A 20,990-nucleotide genomic window follows, 5' to 3' on the forward strand; every position below is an offset into this window, starting at 1 on the left:
GTGAAAATGAATGACAAATACAATTGATTCATCATTAATGCTATCAAAATATCAACAAGAGCAGCGAAAAACTGGATCAGATATATTAGGTAAAGATGATTTTCTAAAAATATTAATGGTTCAGCTGCAAAACCAGGATCCCTTGAGTCCGTTGGAGGATAAAGACTTTATTGCTCAAATGGCGACCTTTTCTATTCTAGAGCAAATAACCAATATGGGAAGTACGATGGAAAAGTTTGTCAAAGTACAGGAGCAAAGTCAATTAATTGCCTACAGTCAGTTCGTTGGCAAGGATATTACATGGCATAAAATAACTGAAGCTAAAAATCCTGGAGATGTGCCTGTTATAGAAGAAGGAACAGGTAGAGTAGCGTCTGTTCAATTTAAGGATAATTCAGTTTTGTTTGTGTTGGAAGATGGTACGAAATTAGAACCTGGGAATATTTCGCAAATCAATGAAATTTCGAAAGATAATGCTATGGTTCAAGCTAGTATGATGATAGGAAGGAAAATTACCTATTTAGAAGACGAGGCAGAGAAGGAAGCAAAAATAATATCCGTTTCATTTAAAGACGGGAAAATTTTATTCCAGCTAGATGATGAAAATATGACATCGATCACATCATCACAAATTATAAAAATTGAATAATTAGAGGGTGATTGGATGGATAAAATGATGTTTCATCCGATTCATTCAAAGGCCGTCATCGGCACAAAAACAAAATCGGCCAATCGAGAACTTAAACCCAACAATAGCTTCTCTGTTCATTTCCAGAATGCACTACAATCTGACAGTAAATTAACGGTTAGCAAGCATGCCAAAGAGCGCCTACTACAAAGAGGAATACATATTAATGAAGCGCAATGGAATCAGATAGAGGAAAAAGTTCAAGAAGCAAAAAACAAGGGTGTAAAGGAATCGCTCGTATTACTTAAAGATGCAGCATTAATTGTCAGTGCAAAGAACAATACAGTAATTACGGCAATGGATCGGGAAGAAGCCCGTACACAAATATTTACAAATATCAATGGCACCATCATTTTGGACCAATAAAACGGCTGGACCTAAAAAGGAAGCCGAGGCTTGCGGATTGATTGAAGCAGCCATAAAGAAAGGAGCAAATATTAATGCTACGTTCAATGTACTCTGGAATTAGCGGAATGAAAAACTTCCAAACAAAATTAGACGTAATTGGTAACAACATCGCTAACGTCAATACTTTCGGCTATAAAAAAGGTCGTGTTACTTTTAAAGATACAATGAACCAAATGGTTTCCGGTGCAAGTGCCGCTGGTGAAAATCGTGGGGGGAAAAATCCGATGCAAGTTGGACTTGGATCTACACTTGCAACAATTGATACGATTCATACCGGATCAAGCTTACAGTCTACAGGACGTGCACTTGATCTCGGAATTGACGGGGATGGATATTTTGTCGTCAAACAGGGAAATGCCGAATATTATTCTCGTGCAGGAAACTTCTATTTAGACGATCAAGGAAATTTAGTTAATGCTGATGGCTTGAAAGTACAAGCTTATAAAATTGACCCGACAACTGGGAAACCAACGAATATCTATGGAGATGTTGCTGTCAATGTTAATGCTGTCTTGCCTGCTATGAAAACTGGGATTATAAATGTAACGGAAAATTTATCAGCTGATGCAACGGAAGACTCAATTTATACACAGCAAATAAAAATGGTTGATGAAAAAGGTGTAGAACATAAAATCGACGTCCATTTCAAAAAAACTACTGCAGGATGGGATGTATTTGTAAACAAAGACCCGAATGCTACTCCTGCACCTTCACCTGATTCGAGTCTCTCTTTTGATGTAGATGGGAAATTAACCGCAGGTGATTTTGATTGGACTCCAGATGTTGGAGATTGGGGATCTTCGACAGTTAAATTTGACTTTTCGAAGTTAACGCAAAACAAAGGTGCAACAACAGCGCTAGTAAATCCAGATGGAAATGTTGAAGGTATGTTGGAAAGCTTTAACATCGGGGCTATGGGTGAAATAAACGGTGTCTACTCAAATGGCCAAGTAAAAACTTTAGGTGTCCTAGCGTTAGCAAAATTTAGTAATACTTCCGGTCTAACAAAAGCGGGTAATAATTTATTCCAAGCTTCAATTAACTCCGGAACACCGAATATTGGTTTGCCAGGAGATGGTCGTGGTGTCGTTGCTGCAGGAACTCTTGAAATGTCCAATGTCGACTTATCTGAAGAATTTACAGAAATGATCACAGCCCAACGTGGTTTCCAAGCAAACACTCGTATTATCACAACTTCTGATGAAATTTTACAAGAATTAGTTAACTTAAAACGATAAGTTAAGGGAGGGACAGGGTTGAAAGCTTAATGCTTTTAGCCCTGAAAATAACATTGATTAAGGTTACGAGACTTAATGGGAAAGCATTTATGATAAATGCTGTGTATATCGAAACAATAGAATCTTTTCCTGATACTACAATTACGTTAACGAATGGACGTAAATATGTTGTAAGGGAGTCGGAAGATACTGTTTATATGCTTGTAAAGGAATTCTATCAATCTGTCAGCCTTCTAGGGCAACAATTGGGGGAAAATGAAAGTGAAGAAAAATAAGCTGCTAATGATCATGATAATATTGCTTGTTGCCATTACCCTAGTAGGAGCAGTTGCGGTAATTGTGGTAAAGGAACTAAATAGCTCCGGAACGAAAGAGCCAACGATCGATGAAGTACTAGAGTCATCCGTTGATATACCTCAAATAACAACAAATTTAGCTAGCAATGATTTTGTTCGTATTTCTTTTAAAATTCAAACAGATAGCAAGAATGCAAAAAAGGAATTAGAGAAAAGAGATTTTCAAGTAAAGGACATTATTATTCAAGAATTATCCGAAATGGAAGCTAAAGATATTCAGGGTAAAGAGGGGCAAAACAAGCTAAAAGAAGACTTAAAGACAAAAATAAATGAGATTATGCAAAAAGGTCAAGTTGAACAGGTTTATATTACCGAAAATCTCCTCCAATGATATTATTATACATATTATTTTGCTAAATAAATGGAGGTGAGATTTCATGTCGGGAGAAGTATTATCACAAAATGAAATAGATGCGTTATTGTCTGCATTGTCAACAGGTGAAATGGATGCAGATGAACTAAAAAAAGAGCAATTAGAGAAAAAAGTTAAGGTCTATGATTTTAAAAGAGCTCTGCGATTTTCTAAAGATCAAATTAGAAGCTTAACGCGAATACATGAAAATTTTGCTCGGTTACTTACAACATTTTTCTCAGCCCAACTAAGAACATATGTGCAAATTACTGTTGCTTCAGCGGATCAAATTCCATATGAGGAGTTTATTCGGTCGATACCGAAAATGACGATTTTAAATGTGTTTGAGGTACCGCCATTAGATGGAAGAATTCTGATGGAGGTCAATCCTAATATTGCTTATGCATTGATGGACAGAATGATGGGCGGAAGAGGATCGAGTATTAATAAAATAGATAATCTTACAGAGATTGAAACAAAAATAATGTCAAACACGTTTGAGCATGCATTTGAAAATTATATGGAAGCATGGAATAACATTGTCGAAATTGATCCACAGCTTATGGATTTTGAAGTGAACCCGCAATTTTTACAAATGGTTTCACCTAATGAAACTGTTGTTGTTATTTCATTAAATACAACCATTGGAGAAACAAGTGGAATGATGAATATTTGTATTCCTCATGTTGTTCTCGAGCCAATTATTCCTAAATTATCAGTTCATTATTGGATGCAGTCAGAAAAGAAGGAAAGAAAACCAGAAGAAATCGGCCGACTAGAAATGCATATTCAGCGAGCTGATATTTCTATAGTGGGTGAACTTGGTTCATCAGAAATTAGTATTCAAGATTTTCTAATGCTAGGTATCGGGGATGTTATTGAGTTAAATAAACCAATTGACGAACCTCTCGTTTTAAAAGTAGGTGGTATCCCTAAATTTATTGGACAGCCAGGGAAAGTGAACAAAAAAATTGCTATACAAGTATTAGACAATGTGAAAGGGGGAGATGACGATGATGAGCGATGATATGCTTTCACAAGATGAAATCGATGCGCTTTTACGTGGAGGGGATGATGAGGAGCTTGATCTTTCGGACGAAACCTTTAACGTAGAAGATTATTTTTCGCCAATGGAGAAAGATGCACTGGGGGAAATTGGGAATATTTCGTTTGGAAGCTCCGCAACGGCATTGTCCACATTACTGAGTCAAAAAGTAGAAATTACAACACCAACTGTTTTAATCATACAAAAAAGTAAATTACCTGAGGAGTTTCCACATCCATATGTAGCGATTCATGTTAGCTATACAGAAGGGTTTTCAGGAAGTAATTTATTAGTGATAAAGCAAACTGATGCTGCAATTATTGCAGATTTAATGCTTGGTGGGGATGGAAAGAATCCTTCTGACATGATGGGAGAAATTCAGTTAAGTGCTGTTCAAGAAGCGATGAATCAAATGATGGGTTCTGCCGCAACATCCATGTCAACGATTTTTAGCAAGAAAGTTGATATCTCTCCACCATCTATCGATTTATTAGATGTTTCGCTAGGTGAAGGTACTGACAGAATTCCAAGTGATGATATTCTAGCTAAAATATCCTTTCGATTAAAAATAGGAGATTTAATAGATTCAAATATCATGCAGCTATTACCATTGAAGTTTGCGAAAAGTTTAGTCAAGGAATTATTAAATCCAAGTGAAATGACTGGATCAAATTCAGGTAATAGTGAAAAAGATCAAAGTTCATTACCGTCATTTGCAGGACATTCAGAAAATACGAATGAAATGCAAATACCAGAATCAAATGTACAGGAATTTGCTTACACACAATCACCACTTCCAGAAAGAGAAGCTGTTGCCACGCAAGGAGAATGGCAGCAAGCATCACAAGCTTTTAACCAGCCTGTACAGCATAATGCGCCTCAGCATTTTGGTTCTGCATTTCCTGGAGGAGCTGGGCCTAATGTTCAGCCTGCAGTATTTTCAAATTTTGAACCATATCCGCTTCAGGAGAATGAATCAAAAAATTTAAATATGCTGCTGGATATTCCTCTTCAAGTAACGGTGGAACTCGGAAGGACAAAACGTTCTGTCAAAGAAATTCTTGAATTGTCTGCCGGTTCAATAATAGAACTTGATAAGCTAGCTGGGGAACCAGTTGATATTCTTGTCAATAATCGTCTAATTGCTCAAGGAGAGGTAGTAGTAATTGATGAGAACTTTGGAGTACGTGTAACAGATATTATCAGTCAAAGTGACCGAATTAAGAAACTTAAATAACGCACGGGGGTTAACAGAATAATGGCACAAAAAATTTTGATTGTTGATGATGCAGCATTTATGAGAATGATGATTAAAGATATACTCACAAAAAATGGGTTTGAGGTTGTTGGAGAAGCTGCTGATGGAGCGCAGGCAGTAGAAAAGTATAAAGAATCTCAGCCTGATTTAGTAACAATGGATATTACAATGCCTGAGATGGATGGGATTACTGCCTTAAAGGAAATCAAAAAAATCAATCCTAATGCGAAAGTGATCATGTGTTCAGCAATGGGACAGCAAGCGATGGTAATTGATGCTATCCAAGCAGGTGCCAAGGATTTTATTGTTAAACCATTCCAAGCTGACCGTGTTATTGAAGCGATTTCCAAAACTTTAGGATAATAAATATTAATTTAGAGGGTGCAGGATATTGCAATTTGTAAAACGAACAATTCTTTCGCTTCTATTAATAGGTATTGCTCTGCTGGGCTTGAATGCACCAGCCTATGCAGAGCAAATGAATAGTGTGAAAGATTGTATTGAACATCGTGATACATGTAAACAAGATCAGCCTTCAAAGGAAAAGGAAATACATAAGAATGAACCTGCTAAGGTAGGGCTGAATACATGGGATATTATAAAAATGGTCTTTGCGACAATCTTTGTAGTAGCTCTCCTTTACTTCTTGCTTAAATTAATTAATAAAAAAAGCAAAACTTATAAAAGCTCTCAGCTTGTTGAAAATTTAGGCGGTACTTCACTCGGTACCAATAGATCTGTTCAATTGATCAAGGTCGGAAATCGTATCTTGGTCGTAGGTGTGGGTGAAAATATACAGTTGTTGAAAGAAATTGAAGATAAAGAAGAGTATGGCCAATTAATCAAAGAGTATAATGAAAAAACGGAACAACTTATACAACCAAGCGATATTGTGACAAAGGTACTTCAAAGACGAAAAAATGTTCAGCAGGATGATAGAAAAGGGAACCATTTTCAATCATTACTTAAACAACAGCTAGATGATATTTCAAAAGACAGAAAAAAATTGTACGAAGAGATTGAGAAGAAAGGAACGGACGAACGATGAATGAATTTATGGAGTTTTTTAACAACAGTTCGCCCGAAAATGTTTCAATGTCAGTCAAGCTATTATTATTGCTGACAGTTTTGTCACTTGCTCCTAGTATTCTTATCTTGATGACATGTTTTACAAGAATAGTAATTGTTCTCTCCTTTGTCAGAACGGCGCTTGCTACGCAGCAAATGCCACCTAATCAAGTAATTATTGGCTTGGCATTATTTCTTACTTTTTTTATCATGGCGCCTACATTTCAACAGGTAAATGAGGAAGCATTAACACCGTTATTTAATGAAGAGATTAATTTAGAACAGGCTTATGAAAAGGCATCGGTTCCCTTTAAAGAGTTTATGAGTGCCCACACAAGGCAGCAGGATTTAGCCCTATTCCTTGAATATTCTAAAGCAGAAACTCCTGAATCGATTGAAGATATACCTTTAACAGCACTTGTGCCTGCATTTGCAATTAGTGAAATAAAGACCGCGTTCCAAATTGGATTTATGATCTTTATCCCTTTTCTTGTCATTGATATGGTTGTTGCGAGTGTTCTCATGTCAATGGGGATGATGATGTTACCGCCTGTCATGATTTCACTTCCATTTAAAATATTATTATTTGTATTAGTAGATGGTTGGTATCTCGTTGTTAAATCTCTTTTACAAAGTTTCTAAGCAGGTGAATGTATAGTATGACTCCCGAAGCAGTAATAACAATCGCTGAACAAGGCATAATAACTGTTTTAATGATATGCGGGCCTTTATTGCTCCTTGCTCTTGTTGTAGGTTTGATTGTAAGTATTTTTCAAGCAACGACACAAATCCAAGAACAGACACTAGCATTCATTCCAAAAATCGTCGCTGTATTAGCTGGGATTGTATTCTTCGGTCCTTGGATGCTTAGTCATATGCTCTCATATGCAGGTGAAATTTTTTCAAATTTAACGAGGTTTGTAGGATGATTATATGATAGATTTAAGCATCCAGTTTCCAGTTTTTTTACTTATTTTTGTGAGGGTAACATCTTTTTTCCTGATGATGCCCCTTTTTTCATATCGGTCTATCCCAACAGCTGCAAAAATTGGCTTAGGCTTTTTTATGGCTTTGATTATGATGTTTACAATTGATATTCCAGAGATTTCAATTGATAGTCATTATTTTTTATTAGTAATGAAAGAAGCACTGATAGGGCTGCTTATTGGATTTATTGCCTATTTAATTTTATCAGCTATTCAGATAGCAGGTGGCTTTATTGACTTTCAAATGGGATTTGCTATTGCAAACGTAATTGATCCGCAAACGGGTGCGCAAAGTCCACTTATGGGTCAATATTTATATACAATTGCTCTATTCTTTTTACTAACTGTTAACGGTCATCATCTTATGTTAGACGGGATATTTTATAGCTATCAGTTTATCCCATTGGATAAACCTTGGATTCCTTTTGGTAATGAGGATATGGCCGATTATATTATTAAAGCATTTAATTCAATGTTTGTGATAGCGTTCCAAATGTCCATTCCAATTGTCGGCTGTTTATTTTTAGTCGATATTGCATTAGGAATTGTTGCACGGACGGTTCCCCAGCTTAATGTTTTTGTAGTAGGACTTCCAGTGAAAATTGGAGTAAGTTTCATCGTCCTAATAGCTGTTATGAGTATTATGCTAGTTGTTGTATCACAGTTATTTGAAACGATGCTATATACGATGCGCGGCCTTATGGATATTATTGGGGGAACGTAGAGGATGAAACGATTAATCACTTTAGATTTACAATATTTTGCTGGAGAAAAGACTGAAAAGGCAACTCCAAAGAAAAGGCAGGATGCGAGAAAAAAAGGTCAAGTAGCGAAAAGTCAAGATGTGAACACAGCTATTGTTCTTTTAGGAGTCTTTTTGTTCCTATTAATCGGTGGCTCATATTTAAAAGATATTGTTATATATATCATGAGTCATACTTTACAAGAGTATATGCTGATGGAATTGACTGAAGCAAATATTCAAATGTTATTTTTGGCAATCTTAAAAGAGCTCGTTTTATTACTTGGACCAATCATGCTTGTAGCGATGGTCGGAGGAATTATTGCAAATTATATGCAGGTCGGCTTTTTATTTTCGACTGAAGCGATTCAACCAAAATTAGAAAAACTCGACCCTATAAAGGGATTTAAACGAATTTTTTCTGTTAGAGCTATTGTCGAGCTATTAAAATCAATTTTAAAAATCAGTTTTGTTGGACTTGTTACTTTTATGGTTCTATGGAACAGAATCGATGAAATCCTTATCCTATCACAAAAATCAGTAGGTGCCGCAATGGTCACGATCGGAAGCTTAACTGTGCAAATGGGATTGTTTGCTTCTGGTGCTCTGCTGTTCTTATCATTATTGGATTATTTGTATCAAAAATATGATTTTGAAAAAAACATCCGAATGTCTAAACAGGATATTAAAGATGAGTATAAAAATATTGAAGGGGACCCCCTAATTAAATCAAAAATTAAACAGAGACAACGGGAAATGGCGATGCGAAGGATGATGCAAGAAGTTCCTAATGCAGATGTAGTCATTACAAATCCCACTCACTATGCAGTAGCATTGAAATATGATGAGACGAAATTAGATGCACCTTATGTTGTTGCAAAAGGTGTTGACTTTGTCGCTCAAAAGATAAAAATGATTGCGAAAGAACAAGAAATAATAACTGTTGAAAATAGGCCTCTTGCGAGAGCTTTATATAGCCAGTCAGAAATTGGCGACGCGATCCCAGAAGAGTTTTTTAAGGCGGTCGCAGAAATTCTTGCCTATGTATACCGGACAAAAAAGAAAATATAATTTTTTGTTCGAGTAAGATAACTGTCTAGCTCCAAAGTACAGGACGTACTAGAGTCGGCAATTCTACATGATGTAGTCGACAAGCACAAACCCCTTCAGGGTCACAAGTCCAACCTCCAGAAAGGTAAAGAACACCTTTTAGTGTGGCTCGCCTTGTGCAATCCCTGAGGGTGATCACAAAGGAAAGCTTCTGTGAAAAGTCATCGCAGGAACAATTTATCCTTTGATTGTTCCGAAGGCTCTTGCGCTTTCTAATTAGGAGAGGAAGTTTATGTCAGGAAAAGACTTATCTGTATTACTAGCTGTAATCTTAATTGTGGCTATGCTTATTATCCCTTTTCCACCATGGCTACTAAGTATACTCATTCTAATTAATATTACATTGGCACTTATTGTACTATTGACGACAATGAATATGAGTGAGCCACTTCAATTTTCAATTTTTCCTTCATTATTGCTATTATTGACACTTTTCCGATTAGGTTTAAATGTTTCGACAACACGCTCGATTTTATCTACTGGTGATGCGGGTGGGGTTGTACATACATTTGGTACCTTCGTTGTCGGTGGAAATATTGTAGTTGGTCTTGTAGTGTTTTTAATTTTGATCATTATTCAATTTATCGTAATTACAAAAGGAGCAGAGCGTGTCTCTGAAGTAGCTGCAAGATTTACACTCGATGCAATGCCTGGGAAGCAAATGAGTATTGATGCAGATTTAAATGCTGGTATTATTTCAGAACAAGAAGCCCGTGAGCGCCGTGAAAAGGTAAGTAGAGAAGCAGATTTTTATGGTTCAATGGACGGTGCGAGTAAATTTGTTAAAGGAGATGCTATTGCGGGGATTATCATTGTTTTGATCAACTTAATCTTTGGAATAGTTATAGGCGTCATGCAGCTTGACTTATCGGTAGCTGATTCTGCGGCAAAATTTTCTCTTTTAACTGTAGGGGATGGACTCGTAAGCCAAATTCCTGCTCTACTTATTTCAACTGCAACAGGTATTGTTGTAACACGTGCTGCTTCAGATGGAAATCTTGGAAAAGATATTACAACACAATTATTTGCGTTTCCGAAAATGCTCTATGTTACTGGAGGCACGATATTCTTATTAGGTTTATTTACACCAATTAGCAATTTACTTACGATTCCTATTGCATTACTTCTTGGTTTTGGAGGATATATGATTTCCAAAAACCAAGAAACAGGAAAAGAATTGTTGCCGGAAGCAGAGGAAGAGCTTGAAACAGGTGAAATGAAAAGTCCTGAAAGTGTCGTTAGTTTATTGAATGTGGATCCAATTGAATTTGAATTTGGATACGGACTCATTCCTTTAGCTGATGCTAACCAAGGCGGTGATCTGCTTGATCGTATTGTCATGATACGTAGACAGCTCGCAATTGAGCTCGGTTTAGTTATTCCAGTCGTTAGGATACGAGATAATATTCAATTGCAGCCAAATGAATATCGTCTCAAGATTAAAGGTAATGAGATGGCTCGAGGAGAGCTGCTGCTAGATCATTATCTTGCGATGAGTCCTGGAATTGATGATGATTCAATCGAAGGAATTGATACAATTGAACCTTCCTTTGGTCTTCCAGCTAAATGGATAACGGAAGAAATGAAAGAGCAAGCAGAAATATTTGGATATACAGTCGTAGATCCACCATCTGTTGTTTCAACACATATTACAGAGGTAATAAAAGGAAATGCTCATGAATTAATAGGACGTCAAGAAACGAAACAATTAATTGATCACCTAAATGAAAGCTATCCAATTCTTGTTGAAGAGGTTACTCCAAATCCTCTTTCAGTTGGAGAAGTGCAAAAAGTATTGGCTAAGCTATTAAAGGAAAATGTCTCAATTCGTAATTTGCCAATCATTTTTGAAACACTTGCTGATTTTGGTAAGGTCACAAGTGATACAGACTTATTAACGGAATATGTACGTCAAGCCTTAGCTCGTCAAATTACAAATCAATTTTCGCAAGCTAATGATTCATTAAAAGTCGTAACGCTTTCTGGAAAAGTAGAGAAACTAATTGCAGATGGAATACAACAAACGGAACACGGAAATTATTTATCCATTGATCCGAGCATGTCACAAGGTATTTTAGAATCAATAGCTTCACAAGTTGAGCAATTATCTTTAATTGAACAAACACCAATTGTTTTATGCTCACCTGCGGTAAGAATGTATGTTAGGCAATTAACAGAAAGGTATTTTCCGCAAATACCAATTTTATCTTATAACGAACTTGAAGCAAATGTTGGAGTACAGAGCGTTGGGGTGGTGAATATTGATTGAAGGTAAAAAAATATATTGCATCCTCTATGGCAGAAGCAATGAAGAATATTCGTGCTGAACTTGGAAGTGACGCTGTAATATTGAATTCAAGGGAAGTGCAAACTGGCGGTTTTCTAGGGCTTTTTAAAAAAAGTAATATCGAAGTGATTGCAGCTATTGATGAACAGATGAAACAACAGAATGTACCTACAACAAAACAAAAGTTTAGTAGTATGTCAGTTTTAAATCCTGCGCTGGAAAAGTTCGGTAAACAAAATGATTATAATTCTAATGAAGATTTAATAAATGAAATGACTGAACTTAAAAAGGTCATTTCACAATTATCTGTACCAACTGGAGCTTTTGGACCATCCTATCCTGATCCAATAAAATTATTGCACACTTTATTAATGAATCAAGAAATTGATTCTTCAAGCCAAGAATCGATCTTAAATTCTCTTACAGAAAAATGGTATGTTGAGGGAGCAAATGCTTCAATTGATGTCGTATATTCATGGCTGGAAAAAGAATTAGTTGATAGAATTTCTGACATTCCATTTGGAGGGATCTCCTTCAAGAAAAAGTATATAAATGTTGTAGGACCAACAGGTGTTGGGAAGACGACAACACTTGCAAAAATTGCTGCCGAGGGTGTTATTAATCATAAGAAAAAAGTTGCTTTTATTACGACAGATACATATAGAATTGCAGCTATTGATCAATTAAAAACATATGCAAAAATATTAAATATTCCAATGGAAGTTTGTTATACGATTGAAGATTTTAATAAAGCTGCAGAGTCTTTTAATGAATTCGACCTTGTACTTATTGATACAGCTGGAAGGAATTTTAGAAATAAGCAGTATGTTGAAGATTTAAAACAGGTAATCGATTTTGATAATGAATGTGAAACATTCCTTGTTCTCTCTCTTACGGCAAAACAGAGGGATATGGAAGACATTTTTGACCAGTTTTCAATTATTGAAATTGATAAATTTATTTTTACTAAAGCTGATGAAACATCGAGTTACGGTGCTATGTATAATTTGATCAATAAATACAACAAGGGTGTTGCTTACATAACAAATGGTCAAAATGTTCCGGACGATATGATCGCAGCGCAACCAAGTATCATAGCAAAAACAATTATTGGGGTCGAATAATATGAAAGACCAAGCAGAAGATTTACGAATAAAACTGAAAAGGCTAGCAAGTAAGAAAAATCCGAAGACGTTGGCAGTTGTAAGTGGGAAGGGAGGAGTAGGAAAGTCTAATATTTCTTTAAATTTTTCTATTTCACTCTCCCAAAAAGGGTTTTCCGTATTGCTTTTTGACATGGATGTAGGAATGGGTAACCTCGATATATTAATGGGGAAAACATCTGTATATTCGATTGTTGACTTTTTTAATGGCACTGTAACATTAAAAGATACGATTATGAATGGCCCTGCAGGCATTAAATATATTGCAGGCGGTTCCGGGCTTTCTCAATTAGTAAAGCTAGAAGAAGAAATAATTGAGAAATATACAATCGAGTTATCACAATTAATTCAGGATTACGATTATGTAATTTTTGATATGGGTGCAGGTGTTACAAATGAATCAATTAAATTTATTCTTTCAGTTCAAGAAATTATTGCGATTACAACCCCAGAACCTACAGCAATTACGGATGCATATTCGATCTTGAAACATATCCATTTGATGGATTCATCCATTCCATTTTATGTTGTCATCAATCGAGTGCAAAGTGAAAAGGAAGGAATTCAGACATTTAGTCGTATTTCTAAGGTATTAAATAGCTTTCTTGGTAGGGATTCTTATTTTCTTGGTGTTGTTCCTGATGATCGATCTATTCAACAAGCAGTTAGGCGGCAAATTCCTTTTATTCTTAATAATAATAAATCTCCAGCATCAAAATCTTTATCAGAAATGACAGAACGCTATATGAAAAAGCATTTTAGTGGAACGACAGAATCAAATGCCTTTCCGTTTATATCAAAATTAAAGAAGCTCCTCTTTGAAAGGTAGGAATCTGCATGGAGAAAATAAGAGTGCTTATAGTTGATGATTCAGCCTTTATGAGAAAGCTTATTTCAGAATTCCTTGCTGAAGATTCTAAAATTGAAGTAGTTGGAACTGCAAGAAATGGTAAAGAAGGACTGAAAAAAGTAAAAGAATTAAAACCAGATGTTGTAACGATGGATGTAGAAATGCCATTATTGAACGGATTAGATGCGGTAAAGCAGATTATGCTCGAACACCCTACTCCAGTCGTAATGCTGTCAAGTACAACAAAGGAAGGGGCAGAGAATACGTTAACCGCAATCCATAATGGTGCAATCGATTTTATTGCAAAACCGTCTGGAGCAATTTCTCTCGATCTTCATAAAATCAAGGAAGAACTAATACTTAAGGTTATTTCAGCAAGTAAAGTTAACCGTAAAAATTTGATAAATATGTCACCAAAGACTACTACACAAGAAGATAGTTATAGTAAAATAGAACTAAGACAACCAAATAAAATAGTAAATAAGGCATTTAATAGAAGCAATTCATATACAAAAAAGATAGTTTGTATTGGAACTTCTACTGGAGGGCCTAGGGCGCTTCAAAATGTTCTTACGAATCTGCCTGCGGATATTGGTGCTGGAATTCTTATTGTTCAACATATGCCTGCTGGATTTACAAAATCTTTAGCAATTAGATTAAATTCAATTAGCAGTATTTCTGTGAAAGAAGCTGCTGATGGTGAAATTGTACAAAAGGGGACTGCTTATATTGCTCCTGGAGGTCAACATTTAAAAGTTGTGGAATCTGGCTTGAACCTTTTAATAAAGCTAGATAAATCTGAGCCGCGTAACGGTCACAGACCATCAGTAGATGTATTGTTCGAATCTGTAAGTGAAATTAAAGAGTATTTGAAAGTAGCAGTGATTATGACTGGAATGGGATCAGATGGAACACAGGGGCTCATTGCTTTAAAAAATAATGGGACAGTAAAAGCAATTGCTGAATCAGAAGAAACATCGATCATTTTCGGGATGCCTAAAGCTGCTATCGCAACAAGATTAATTGATGAAGTTCAAGATGTTGATAAAATCGCTGAATCTATTTTGAAATATGTATAATGCCGAGGGGTGCAGGGCTAATGGATATGAACCAATATTTAGAAGTATTTATTGAAGAAAGCAAAGAACATTTACAAGCATGTAATGAGCAGCTTTTAGAGTTGGAGAAGAATCCAGAGGATTTTACCATTGTAAATGAAATTTTTCGTTCAGCCCATACGTTAAAAGGAATGTCTGCAACAATGGGTTATGAAGACCTCGCTAAGCTTACACATCAAATGGAAAATGTTCTTGATGCAATTCGTAATCACAAAATTAAATTTAATCCTGAAATTCTGGATGTTGTTTTCCTAGCTGTTGATGATTTAGAAGCAATGGTTCAGTCTATTGCAGAAGGTGGCGATGGGAAAAGAGATGTATCAGATGTCGTCGAAAAACTATTATTAATTGAAAAAGGGGAGAACCCTAGCCAAACATCAGCCAAATCAGAGGTAGCAGCTACCATCGCTGATCCAGTTCAGAAGAATATCAAAAGTGTTTATGACGAATTTGAACTAACAGTCCTCCAACAGTCAAAAGAACAAGGTTTCGAAACATACGAAATAACCGTTTCATTAAGGGAAGATTGCTTATTAAAAGCAGCAAGAGTATTTATGGTTTTCGAAATTCTAGAAAAAGTTGGAGAAGTCATTAAATCTACCCCTTCCGTGGAGCAATTGGAGGAGGAACAATTTGATCGTGAATTTACAGTTACCGTTATCTCAAAGGAAATTAAGGATGATATTCAAAAGAAGGTAATGAAGGTTTCTGAGGTTGATAGCGTAGAGGTAAATCTGCTAACGATGGAAGATCTTCGGCAATCTGAAAATGAACCTATCGAAGATAAGCTACCTAATAATGTACATATTCCTGAAAAGGAAATTCAAGAAAATAGTGAGTCTAAGAAGCTGGAGGAGAAAAAGGCTGCAACCTCCTCATCTTCTTCGAAACAAAGCAGCAAGACTATTAGGGTAAATATTGATAGACTTGATATTTTAATGAATTTATTCGAAGAATTAGTTATAGACCGAGGCCGTCTTGAACAAATTTCCCGTGATTTAAATAATCAAGAGCTTCATGAAACTGTGGAACGCATGACAAGAGTATCTGGTGATTTACAAAATATTATTTTAAATATGAGAATGGTACCTGTTGAAACAGTATTTAATCGATTCCCACGCATGGTACGCCAGTTAGCGCGTGATTTAAATAAGCAGATAAACCTTGAAATAATAGGAGCGGAAACAGAACTTGACAGGACGGTAATAGATGAAATCGGAGATCCATTAGTACATTTAATCAGAAATGCATTGGATCATGGAATTGAAACTCCTGAAATTAGAAAAGCAAACGGAAAAAGCGAAGAAGGTACTGTTATATTAAAGGCTTATCATAGCGGAAACCATGTATTTATTGAAATAGAAGATGATGGTGCTGGAATAAGTAGAGAAAAAGTGTTAGCAAAAGCAATTAAAAATGGAATTGTTACGGAGCAGTCTGCTGCATCTATGAGTGATAAGCAAGTGTTTGAATTAATTCTTGCTTCTGGTTTCTCCACTGCGGAGAAGATTTCGGATGTATCTGGACGTGGTGTTGGGCTTGATGTTGTTAAGAGTACAATTGAATCATTGGGTGGATCCATAACTATTGATTCTACTCATGGAAATGGCTCGATTTTTTCTATTCAATTACCGCTGACATTATCGATTATTTCCGTAATGCTTACAGAAATACAAAAAGAAAAATACGCTATTCCACTTTCTTCGATTATCGAGACAGCAATTGTTAAAAAATCAGATATTTTAAATGCCCATAATCAAAGAGTCATTGATTTTAGAGGGAAAGTTGTTCCATTATTATTCCTAAAAGAAATTTTCGATGTTCCAGTTTTTGAAGAAGAGGATGAATTCTATTCTGTTGTGATCGTTAGAAAAGGTGACAAAATGGCAGGGCTTGTGGTTGACTCTTTTATCGGACAACAGGAAGTTGTTTTAAAATCATTAGGAAATTATTTAACGAATGTATTTGCTATTTCAGGTGCAACTATACTTGGTGATGGCCAAGTAGCATTAATCGTTGATTGTAATGCCTTAATTAAATAAACAAACCTTAATCATTGTAATGATAATGTATGTAGGAGTGAATCAGAAATGACTGAAGCCATTGCCTCTGAAATTAAATTAATAGTTTTTCAGCTTAATACGAAAGAATATGCTATTCCTGTAAACCAAGTTCGATCTATTGAAAAGGTCGAACATATTACGAGGGTACCTCATACTGATAAATTTGTTAAAGGGGTTTTAAATCTTCGAGGAGTTATTACACCTATAATTGATCTTCGCAGTAGATTTGGACTGGAGGAATCTAGTTATTCTGACAGCACCCGGGTTATTATTGTTGGTTTAAATGAATTAGAAGTTGGCTTTATAGTAGATTTGGCAAATGATGTGATTGATATTCCTGTTAATTCCATCGAGCCTCCTCCAGAGGTTGTTGGAGTAAAAGAAGCAGAATATATTAATGGCGTTGCAAAGGTCGGAAAAAGATTATTAATCCTAATTGATCTTGAGAAGATATTAAAGATTGAAGAACGATCAAGTTTACAAGGGATTGAAGGATAATCAAATGAGTTTTATTAAGCATATTTCATCCATGCATTTAGATATTTTGAAAGAGATAGGTAATATCGGAGCCGGACATGCGGCTACTGCTCTTTCAAAATTGCTGAATAAAAAAATTGATATGAAAGTTCCTGACGTCCGTGTCGTTTCGTTTGATGAAATGATGAATATGATGGGTGGAGCAGATAATGTTGTTGCAGGTGTATTTCTAAGAATTGAAGGAGATGCACCTGGAAATATGTTCTTTGTTTTACCTGTTGAACAAGCAACTCATTTCATTCAAGAAATGATTGGTGATGAAAGTTTCAGTCTTGAATTGCCACCATATAATGAAATAGGCATATCAGCATTTCAGGAACTTGGCAATATTTTATCTGGTTCATATTTGTCTTCATTATCTGATTTTACTAATTTATCATTATATCCTTCTGTACCAGCTCTAAGTATTGACATGGCAGGTGCTATTATTAGCTTTGGATTGATAGAATTATCACAAGTTAGTGATTATGCAATCGTCATTGATACAGCTTTAACTGATGATGAAGGAATAGATTTAGAATCCGTAAAAGGGCATTTTTTCTTACTGCCTGATCCAGAATCGTTTGAAACGATTTTTACATCATTGGGAGTTCCACAAAATGATTGAATGCAAAAATATTATTAAAGTTGGAATAGCAGATATGAATATCGTAAAAACACCAGATATTATTCGGACTTCTGGACTAGGATCATGTGTTGGAGTGGTTATTTTTGATCAATCGAAGGAAATAGCAGGACTTGCTCATATCATGCTACCTGATTCTACACTTGCTAAAGCTGGATCGTTGAATATTGCAAAGTATGCAGATACAGCTTTAAAGGATCTTGTATCAAAGTTAATACATAAAGGTGCAAGAGCCTATTCCTTAAAAGCCAAAATTGCAGGCGGGGCACAAATGTTCCATTTTTCTTCAGGCAGTGATATTATGCGCATTGGTCCAAGGAATGTAGAAGCTGTAAAAACTGAGTTAACAGCATTAAAAATTAGCATTGTCGCGGAGGATGTCGGTGGGAATAGCGGCCGAACGATAGAATTTGATCCACAAACTTGTCTTTTGCACATTCGTACAGTTAATAAGGGAGTGCGGGAAATTTAATTAGCTTCTTTCAAGATGAGAGGGCTGTTTTTCCATTTTAATCTATGTTTTGGAAAATAATGTATTTTAGATCGTGAAGTTCATTTATTGATTAGGTAATGATTGAGGAGGGTGGATATGTCGCTTCAAATGACAGAGGAACAAACATATTGGCAAAATTGGGTTAACTTGCGTGATGCTCAAGCAGGAGATTTTCTAGTAAGAAAATATATGCCTCTTGTAAGTTATCATGTTCAACGGATTTCTGTAGGCCTTCCAAAAAATGTGTCACGTGATGATTTACGAAGCCTTGGAATGATGGGTTTATATGATGCCCTGGAAAAATTTGATCCAAACCGTGATCTGAAATTTGATACATATGCTTCCTTCCGAATTCGTGGTGCTATACTAGATGGTTTAAGAAAAGAGGATTGGCTGCCCCGTAATACGAGAGAGAAGGCAAAAAGAATAGATGCAGCCATTGAAAAGCTTGAGCAGCGTCTGATGCGAAATGCCAGTATCCAGGAGATTTCGATTGAGCTTAATATGAGCGAAGAAGAGGTCCAGACTGTCATAAATGAACATTTCTTCGCTAATATTTTATCAATAGATGAAAAACTTAATGACCAGGATGAAAAAGAGGGTCAATCTCATATTATTAAAGATGATCGGGCAGACATTCCTGATGAAAAAATTGTAAAGGATGAAATGATCCGAGAATTGGTGGAAACGATTACATATTTAAATGAAAAAGAGAAGCTTGTAATCAGTTTATTTTATAGTGAAGAATTAACCTTAACGGAGATTGGACAAGTAATGAATCTTTCGACATCTAGAATTTCTCAAATTCATTCAAAGGCCATTTTAAAATTGAGGAATGCTTTGAAAAAGGTTTTTTAATAAAGTGATTATTACTTGAAAAGGGGAATATAAATGGAGGAGCATTATCGAATAATTATTTCCAAGGATCGATTAATAGCAAAATTAGACTTGATTCTCAAACTAGAAAATGACTTTACCATAGAAAAAAATGATATCATTACTTTTCTTTCTCAAGAAAAAATAATTTATGGTATAAACGAAGTCATGATAAGTAAAATCTGCGAGGATCCACAATCCATAAATTACCCAGTAATTATCGCCGAAGGTATTCCTCATAAAGATGGAGCAGATGCATATCTTCTTAATGAAGTCCATCATGATAAGAGTGAAAGTAGAGAGAAATTTAATTTTCGAAAAGTATTAGAAATTCCATCTGTCTCTAGCGGTCAAATTCTTGCTACGATTGTCCCACCGACTCCGGGAAGCGATGGGACCGATGTATTTGAAAATAGGATTGCTTCCAAAAACGGAAAACCAATAAAAATCCGTCCCGGGAAAAATGTTATTTTAAATGGCACAAGCTTTTATTCTACCTCAGAGGGGCAGTTAAGCTTAACAAACAAAATGATATCAGTAAATCCAATTTTTGAAGTTAATGGTGATTTAGATTTAAAGACTGGGAATATTGAATTTATAGGGAATGTTATCATTCGGGGTAATGTTCCAAGCGGTTACGAAATTAAAGCTGGTGGCGATGTTTCAATTTATGGTTTAGTCGAAGGAGTAACGATTAAAGCTGAAGGAAACATTATTGTTTCAGGAGGAGTGACTGGCGGCAATAAAGCCTTTTTAACTGCCGGAGGTAATATTCAGGCAGCATATATTAATCAATCGTTTCTGCAAGCTGGACAAGATATCATTATCAGTAACTATATATTGCATAGCAATGTACAAGCAGGTAATTCTATTCAATGCAAAAATGCACTTGTCATTGGTGGGATTTTAATAGCTACAAATGATATTCATGTAAAGGAAGTTGGAAACCATTTATATACTAAAACAGACTTGCAGGCTACTATTGATTCTTCATTAGATGAAAGAGAGCGTGAGCTTCAGGCGGAAAAGTCTAAATTAAATGAGAGCTTCAAAAAATTATCAAGTATAGAGCAAAAGCTACAAGAAATCGAAAAAAAGACTGGAAAACTTTCCACTGAGCAAAGAACGATCATCTCAAAACAAAGATCTACTAAATATCATATCAATGAGCAGCTTACTAAAATAAATGATGAACTTGAGCATATAGAAGAAAGAAACGAAAAAATTAAATCCACCATTTATATTTATGAAATAATCCATCCTAATACGACGTTGCACTTTGGAAAATATGCAATGCAAATACAGCAAAAGCATTCAGCTGCAAAATTTTTTTTCTTAAATGGAGAAATAGTATCAGAACCAATATGGTAGATTTGTCCATGAGTTTATAAGAAATAGGTGAGTGTTATGAGTCTGAAGTCTATTGAAATGCAGGTCGCTTTACCACGAACAGTGGAAGTAGGCAAAATCCAGGAGCAACTGCAGCAACGGGGACAAAACATGAATGATTTTGCAGCTGAGCGCATACAAAAGGAAGAAATACAGAATAGAAATACTGTCACGAAACAAGAACAAAAAGAAAAAGTAAATCTTTCTAATGATAATAGAAAAAATGATGAAAATTCTAGAGAGAACGACAATCATCAAGAAAATAAAAATAAGACAATATTAAAGAAAAAAGAGACACACCCTTATAAAGGTAATCTTATTGACTACAGCGGATAGAG

The 20,990-nt window shown here is 35.6% G+C and carries 24 protein-coding genes; all 24 read left to right on the plus strand.

What is annotated here, in order from left to right; genetic code table 11:
- Window positions 1-10: 10 nt before the first annotated feature.
- Window positions 11-649 carry a flagellar hook assembly protein FlgD gene (flgD, locus tag KHA94_RS03240; protein ID WP_213100696.1) on the plus strand — a complete coding sequence of 213 codons (639 nt, stop codon included), beginning with the start codon at window positions 11-13 and terminating at the stop codon, window positions 647-649.
- Between the two features lie 15 nt (window positions 650-664).
- A complete protein-coding gene (locus tag KHA94_RS03245) occupies window positions 665-1,054 on the plus strand; it encodes a TIGR02530 family flagellar biosynthesis protein (RefSeq protein WP_213100697.1) in 390 nt (129 codons plus the stop codon).
- Window positions 1,055-1,128: 74 nt separating this feature from the next.
- Entirely contained in the window at window positions 1,129-2,334 is a 1,206-nt protein-coding gene (locus tag KHA94_RS03250; RefSeq protein ID WP_213100698.1) for a flagellar hook protein FlgE, read from the plus strand.
- Between the two features lie 53 nt (window positions 2,335-2,387).
- Window positions 2,388-2,609: a flagellar FlbD family protein gene (locus KHA94_RS03255; RefSeq protein WP_213101274.1), complete on the plus strand. Its 222-nt coding sequence runs from the start codon at window positions 2,388-2,390 to the stop codon at window positions 2,607-2,609.
- A complete protein-coding gene (gene fliL / locus KHA94_RS03260) occupies window positions 2,596-3,021 on the plus strand; it encodes a flagellar basal body-associated protein FliL (RefSeq protein WP_213100699.1) in 426 nt (141 codons plus the stop codon). Before KHA94_RS03255 ends, fliL begins: the two co-directional genes overlap by 14 nt.
- Before the next feature lie 46 nt (window positions 3,022-3,067).
- Window positions 3,068-4,069, plus strand: a complete 1,002-nt coding sequence (gene fliM, locus KHA94_RS03265; protein ID WP_213100700.1) for a flagellar motor switch protein FliM — start codon at window positions 3,068-3,070, stop codon at window positions 4,067-4,069.
- On the plus strand, window positions 4,056-5,324 hold the full coding sequence (gene fliY / locus KHA94_RS03270) for a flagellar motor switch phosphatase FliY (protein ID WP_213100701.1): 1,269 nt from the start codon (window positions 4,056-4,058) through the stop codon (window positions 5,322-5,324). Before fliM ends, fliY begins: the two co-directional genes overlap by 14 nt.
- A gap of 21 nt (window positions 5,325-5,345) precedes the next feature.
- Window positions 5,346-5,708, plus strand: a complete 363-nt coding sequence (locus KHA94_RS03275; protein WP_213100702.1) for a response regulator — start codon at window positions 5,346-5,348, stop codon at window positions 5,706-5,708.
- A gap of 28 nt (window positions 5,709-5,736) precedes the next feature.
- Window positions 5,737-6,393 (plus strand): flagellar biosynthetic protein FliO, encoded by a 657-nt coding sequence (locus tag KHA94_RS03280; RefSeq protein ID WP_249365283.1) that lies wholly within the window; start codon window positions 5,737-5,739, stop codon window positions 6,391-6,393.
- The gene (gene fliP, locus KHA94_RS03285) at window positions 6,390-7,055 is read left to right on the plus strand and encodes a flagellar type III secretion system pore protein FliP (RefSeq protein ID WP_213100703.1); all 666 of its coding nucleotides are present in this window, start codon (window positions 6,390-6,392) and stop codon (window positions 7,053-7,055) included. The genes KHA94_RS03280 and fliP overlap by 4 nt, the downstream gene beginning before the upstream one ends.
- A gap of 17 nt (window positions 7,056-7,072) precedes the next feature.
- The gene (gene fliQ, locus KHA94_RS03290; RefSeq protein WP_213100704.1) at window positions 7,073-7,342 is read left to right on the plus strand and encodes a flagellar biosynthesis protein FliQ; all 270 of its coding nucleotides are present in this window, start codon (window positions 7,073-7,075) and stop codon (window positions 7,340-7,342) included.
- A gap of 4 nt (window positions 7,343-7,346) precedes the next feature.
- A complete protein-coding gene (gene fliR, locus KHA94_RS03295) occupies window positions 7,347-8,123 on the plus strand; it encodes a flagellar biosynthetic protein FliR (protein ID WP_213100705.1) in 777 nt (258 codons plus the stop codon).
- Between the two features lie 3 nt (window positions 8,124-8,126).
- Window positions 8,127-9,212: a flagellar biosynthesis protein FlhB gene (flhB, locus tag KHA94_RS03300; RefSeq protein ID WP_213100706.1), complete on the plus strand. Its 1,086-nt coding sequence runs from the start codon at window positions 8,127-8,129 to the stop codon at window positions 9,210-9,212.
- Window positions 9,213-9,483: 271 nt separating this feature from the next.
- Entirely contained in the window at window positions 9,484-11,520 is a 2,037-nt protein-coding gene (flhA, locus tag KHA94_RS03305) for a flagellar biosynthesis protein FlhA (RefSeq protein WP_213100707.1), read from the plus strand.
- Window positions 11,517-12,662 (plus strand): flagellar biosynthesis GTPase FlhF, encoded by a 1,146-nt coding sequence (gene flhF, locus KHA94_RS03310; RefSeq protein WP_213100708.1) that lies wholly within the window; start codon window positions 11,517-11,519, stop codon window positions 12,660-12,662. Before flhA ends, flhF begins: the two co-directional genes overlap by 4 nt.
- Window position 12,663: 1 nt before the next feature.
- Window positions 12,664-13,530 carry a MinD/ParA family protein gene (locus KHA94_RS03315; RefSeq protein ID WP_213100709.1) on the plus strand — a complete coding sequence of 289 codons (867 nt, stop codon included), beginning with the start codon at window positions 12,664-12,666 and terminating at the stop codon, window positions 13,528-13,530.
- An 8-nt stretch (window positions 13,531-13,538) separates the two neighbouring features.
- Entirely contained in the window at window positions 13,539-14,630 is a 1,092-nt protein-coding gene (locus tag KHA94_RS03320) for a protein-glutamate methylesterase/protein-glutamine glutaminase (protein WP_213100710.1), read from the plus strand.
- A 20-nt stretch (window positions 14,631-14,650) separates the two neighbouring features.
- Window positions 14,651-16,711, plus strand: a complete 2,061-nt coding sequence (locus tag KHA94_RS03325; protein ID WP_213100711.1) for a chemotaxis protein CheA — start codon at window positions 14,651-14,653, stop codon at window positions 16,709-16,711.
- Between the two features lie 48 nt (window positions 16,712-16,759).
- The gene (locus KHA94_RS03330) at window positions 16,760-17,230 is read left to right on the plus strand and encodes a chemotaxis protein CheW (protein WP_213100712.1); all 471 of its coding nucleotides are present in this window, start codon (window positions 16,760-16,762) and stop codon (window positions 17,228-17,230) included.
- 4 nt (window positions 17,231-17,234) lie between these two features.
- Complete coding sequence (locus tag KHA94_RS03335; protein WP_213100713.1) at window positions 17,235-17,876, plus strand: chemotaxis protein CheC; 642 nt, start codon at window positions 17,235-17,237, stop codon at window positions 17,874-17,876.
- Window positions 17,869-18,366 (plus strand): chemotaxis protein CheD, encoded by a 498-nt coding sequence (locus tag KHA94_RS03340; protein WP_213100714.1) that lies wholly within the window; start codon window positions 17,869-17,871, stop codon window positions 18,364-18,366. Before KHA94_RS03335 ends, KHA94_RS03340 begins: the two co-directional genes overlap by 8 nt.
- A 117-nt stretch (window positions 18,367-18,483) precedes the next feature.
- Window positions 18,484-19,245, plus strand: coding sequence for a FliA/WhiG family RNA polymerase sigma factor (locus KHA94_RS03345; RefSeq protein WP_213100715.1), 762 nt, complete (start codon window positions 18,484-18,486; stop codon window positions 19,243-19,245).
- A gap of 33 nt (window positions 19,246-19,278) precedes the next feature.
- Window positions 19,279-20,634, plus strand: a complete 1,356-nt coding sequence (locus KHA94_RS03350; RefSeq protein WP_213100716.1) for a DUF342 domain-containing protein — start codon at window positions 19,279-19,281, stop codon at window positions 20,632-20,634.
- Window positions 20,635-20,670: 36 nt separating this feature from the next.
- Window positions 20,671-20,988 (plus strand): hypothetical protein, encoded by a 318-nt coding sequence (locus KHA94_RS03355; RefSeq protein WP_213100717.1) that lies wholly within the window; start codon window positions 20,671-20,673, stop codon window positions 20,986-20,988.
- The last annotated feature ends 2 nt before the right edge of the window (window positions 20,989-20,990 follow it).

Origin of the sequence: Cytobacillus citreus (assembly GCF_018343665.1) — a bacterium.
Taxonomy (GTDB): Bacteria; Bacillota; Bacilli; order Bacillales; family Cytobacillaceae; genus Cytobacillus; species Cytobacillus citreus.

Excerpts from the sequence above, each read along its gene's own strand:
- flgD (WP_213100696.1), top strand. The coding sequence starts at position 11 with ATGACAAATACAATTGATTCATCATTAATGCTATCAAAATATCAACAA.
- KHA94_RS03245 (WP_213100697.1), top strand. The coding sequence starts at position 665 with ATGGATAAAATGATGTTTCATCCGATTCATTCAAAGGCCGTCATCGGC.
- KHA94_RS03250 (WP_213100698.1), top strand. The coding sequence starts at position 1,129 with ATGCTACGTTCAATGTACTCTGGAATTAGCGGAATGAAAAACTTCCAA.
- fliM (WP_213100700.1), top strand. The coding sequence starts at position 3,068 with ATGTCGGGAGAAGTATTATCACAAAATGAAATAGATGCGTTATTGTCT.
- fliY (WP_213100701.1), top strand. The coding sequence starts at position 4,056 with ATGATGAGCGATGATATGCTTTCACAAGATGAAATCGATGCGCTTTTA.
- KHA94_RS03275 (WP_213100702.1), top strand. The coding sequence starts at position 5,346 with ATGGCACAAAAAATTTTGATTGTTGATGATGCAGCATTTATGAGAATG.
- fliP (WP_213100703.1), top strand. The coding sequence starts at position 6,390 with ATGAATGAATTTATGGAGTTTTTTAACAACAGTTCGCCCGAAAATGTT.
- fliQ (WP_213100704.1), top strand. The coding sequence starts at position 7,073 with ATGACTCCCGAAGCAGTAATAACAATCGCTGAACAAGGCATAATAACT.
- fliR (WP_213100705.1), top strand. The coding sequence starts at position 7,347 with ATGATAGATTTAAGCATCCAGTTTCCAGTTTTTTTACTTATTTTTGTG.
- flhB (WP_213100706.1), top strand. The coding sequence starts at position 8,127 with ATGAAACGATTAATCACTTTAGATTTACAATATTTTGCTGGAGAAAAG.
- flhA (WP_213100707.1), top strand. The coding sequence starts at position 9,484 with ATGTCAGGAAAAGACTTATCTGTATTACTAGCTGTAATCTTAATTGTG.
- KHA94_RS03315 (WP_213100709.1), top strand. The coding sequence starts at position 12,664 with ATGAAAGACCAAGCAGAAGATTTACGAATAAAACTGAAAAGGCTAGCA.
- KHA94_RS03320 (WP_213100710.1), top strand. The coding sequence starts at position 13,539 with ATGGAGAAAATAAGAGTGCTTATAGTTGATGATTCAGCCTTTATGAGA.
- KHA94_RS03325 (WP_213100711.1), top strand. The coding sequence starts at position 14,651 with ATGGATATGAACCAATATTTAGAAGTATTTATTGAAGAAAGCAAAGAA.
- KHA94_RS03330 (WP_213100712.1), top strand. The coding sequence starts at position 16,760 with ATGACTGAAGCCATTGCCTCTGAAATTAAATTAATAGTTTTTCAGCTT.
- KHA94_RS03335 (WP_213100713.1), top strand. The coding sequence starts at position 17,235 with ATGAGTTTTATTAAGCATATTTCATCCATGCATTTAGATATTTTGAAA.
- KHA94_RS03340 (WP_213100714.1), top strand. The coding sequence starts at position 17,869 with ATGATTGAATGCAAAAATATTATTAAAGTTGGAATAGCAGATATGAAT.
- KHA94_RS03345 (WP_213100715.1), top strand. The coding sequence starts at position 18,484 with ATGTCGCTTCAAATGACAGAGGAACAAACATATTGGCAAAATTGGGTT.
- KHA94_RS03350 (WP_213100716.1), top strand. The coding sequence starts at position 19,279 with ATGGAGGAGCATTATCGAATAATTATTTCCAAGGATCGATTAATAGCA.
- KHA94_RS03355 (WP_213100717.1), top strand. The coding sequence starts at position 20,671 with ATGAGTCTGAAGTCTATTGAAATGCAGGTCGCTTTACCACGAACAGTG.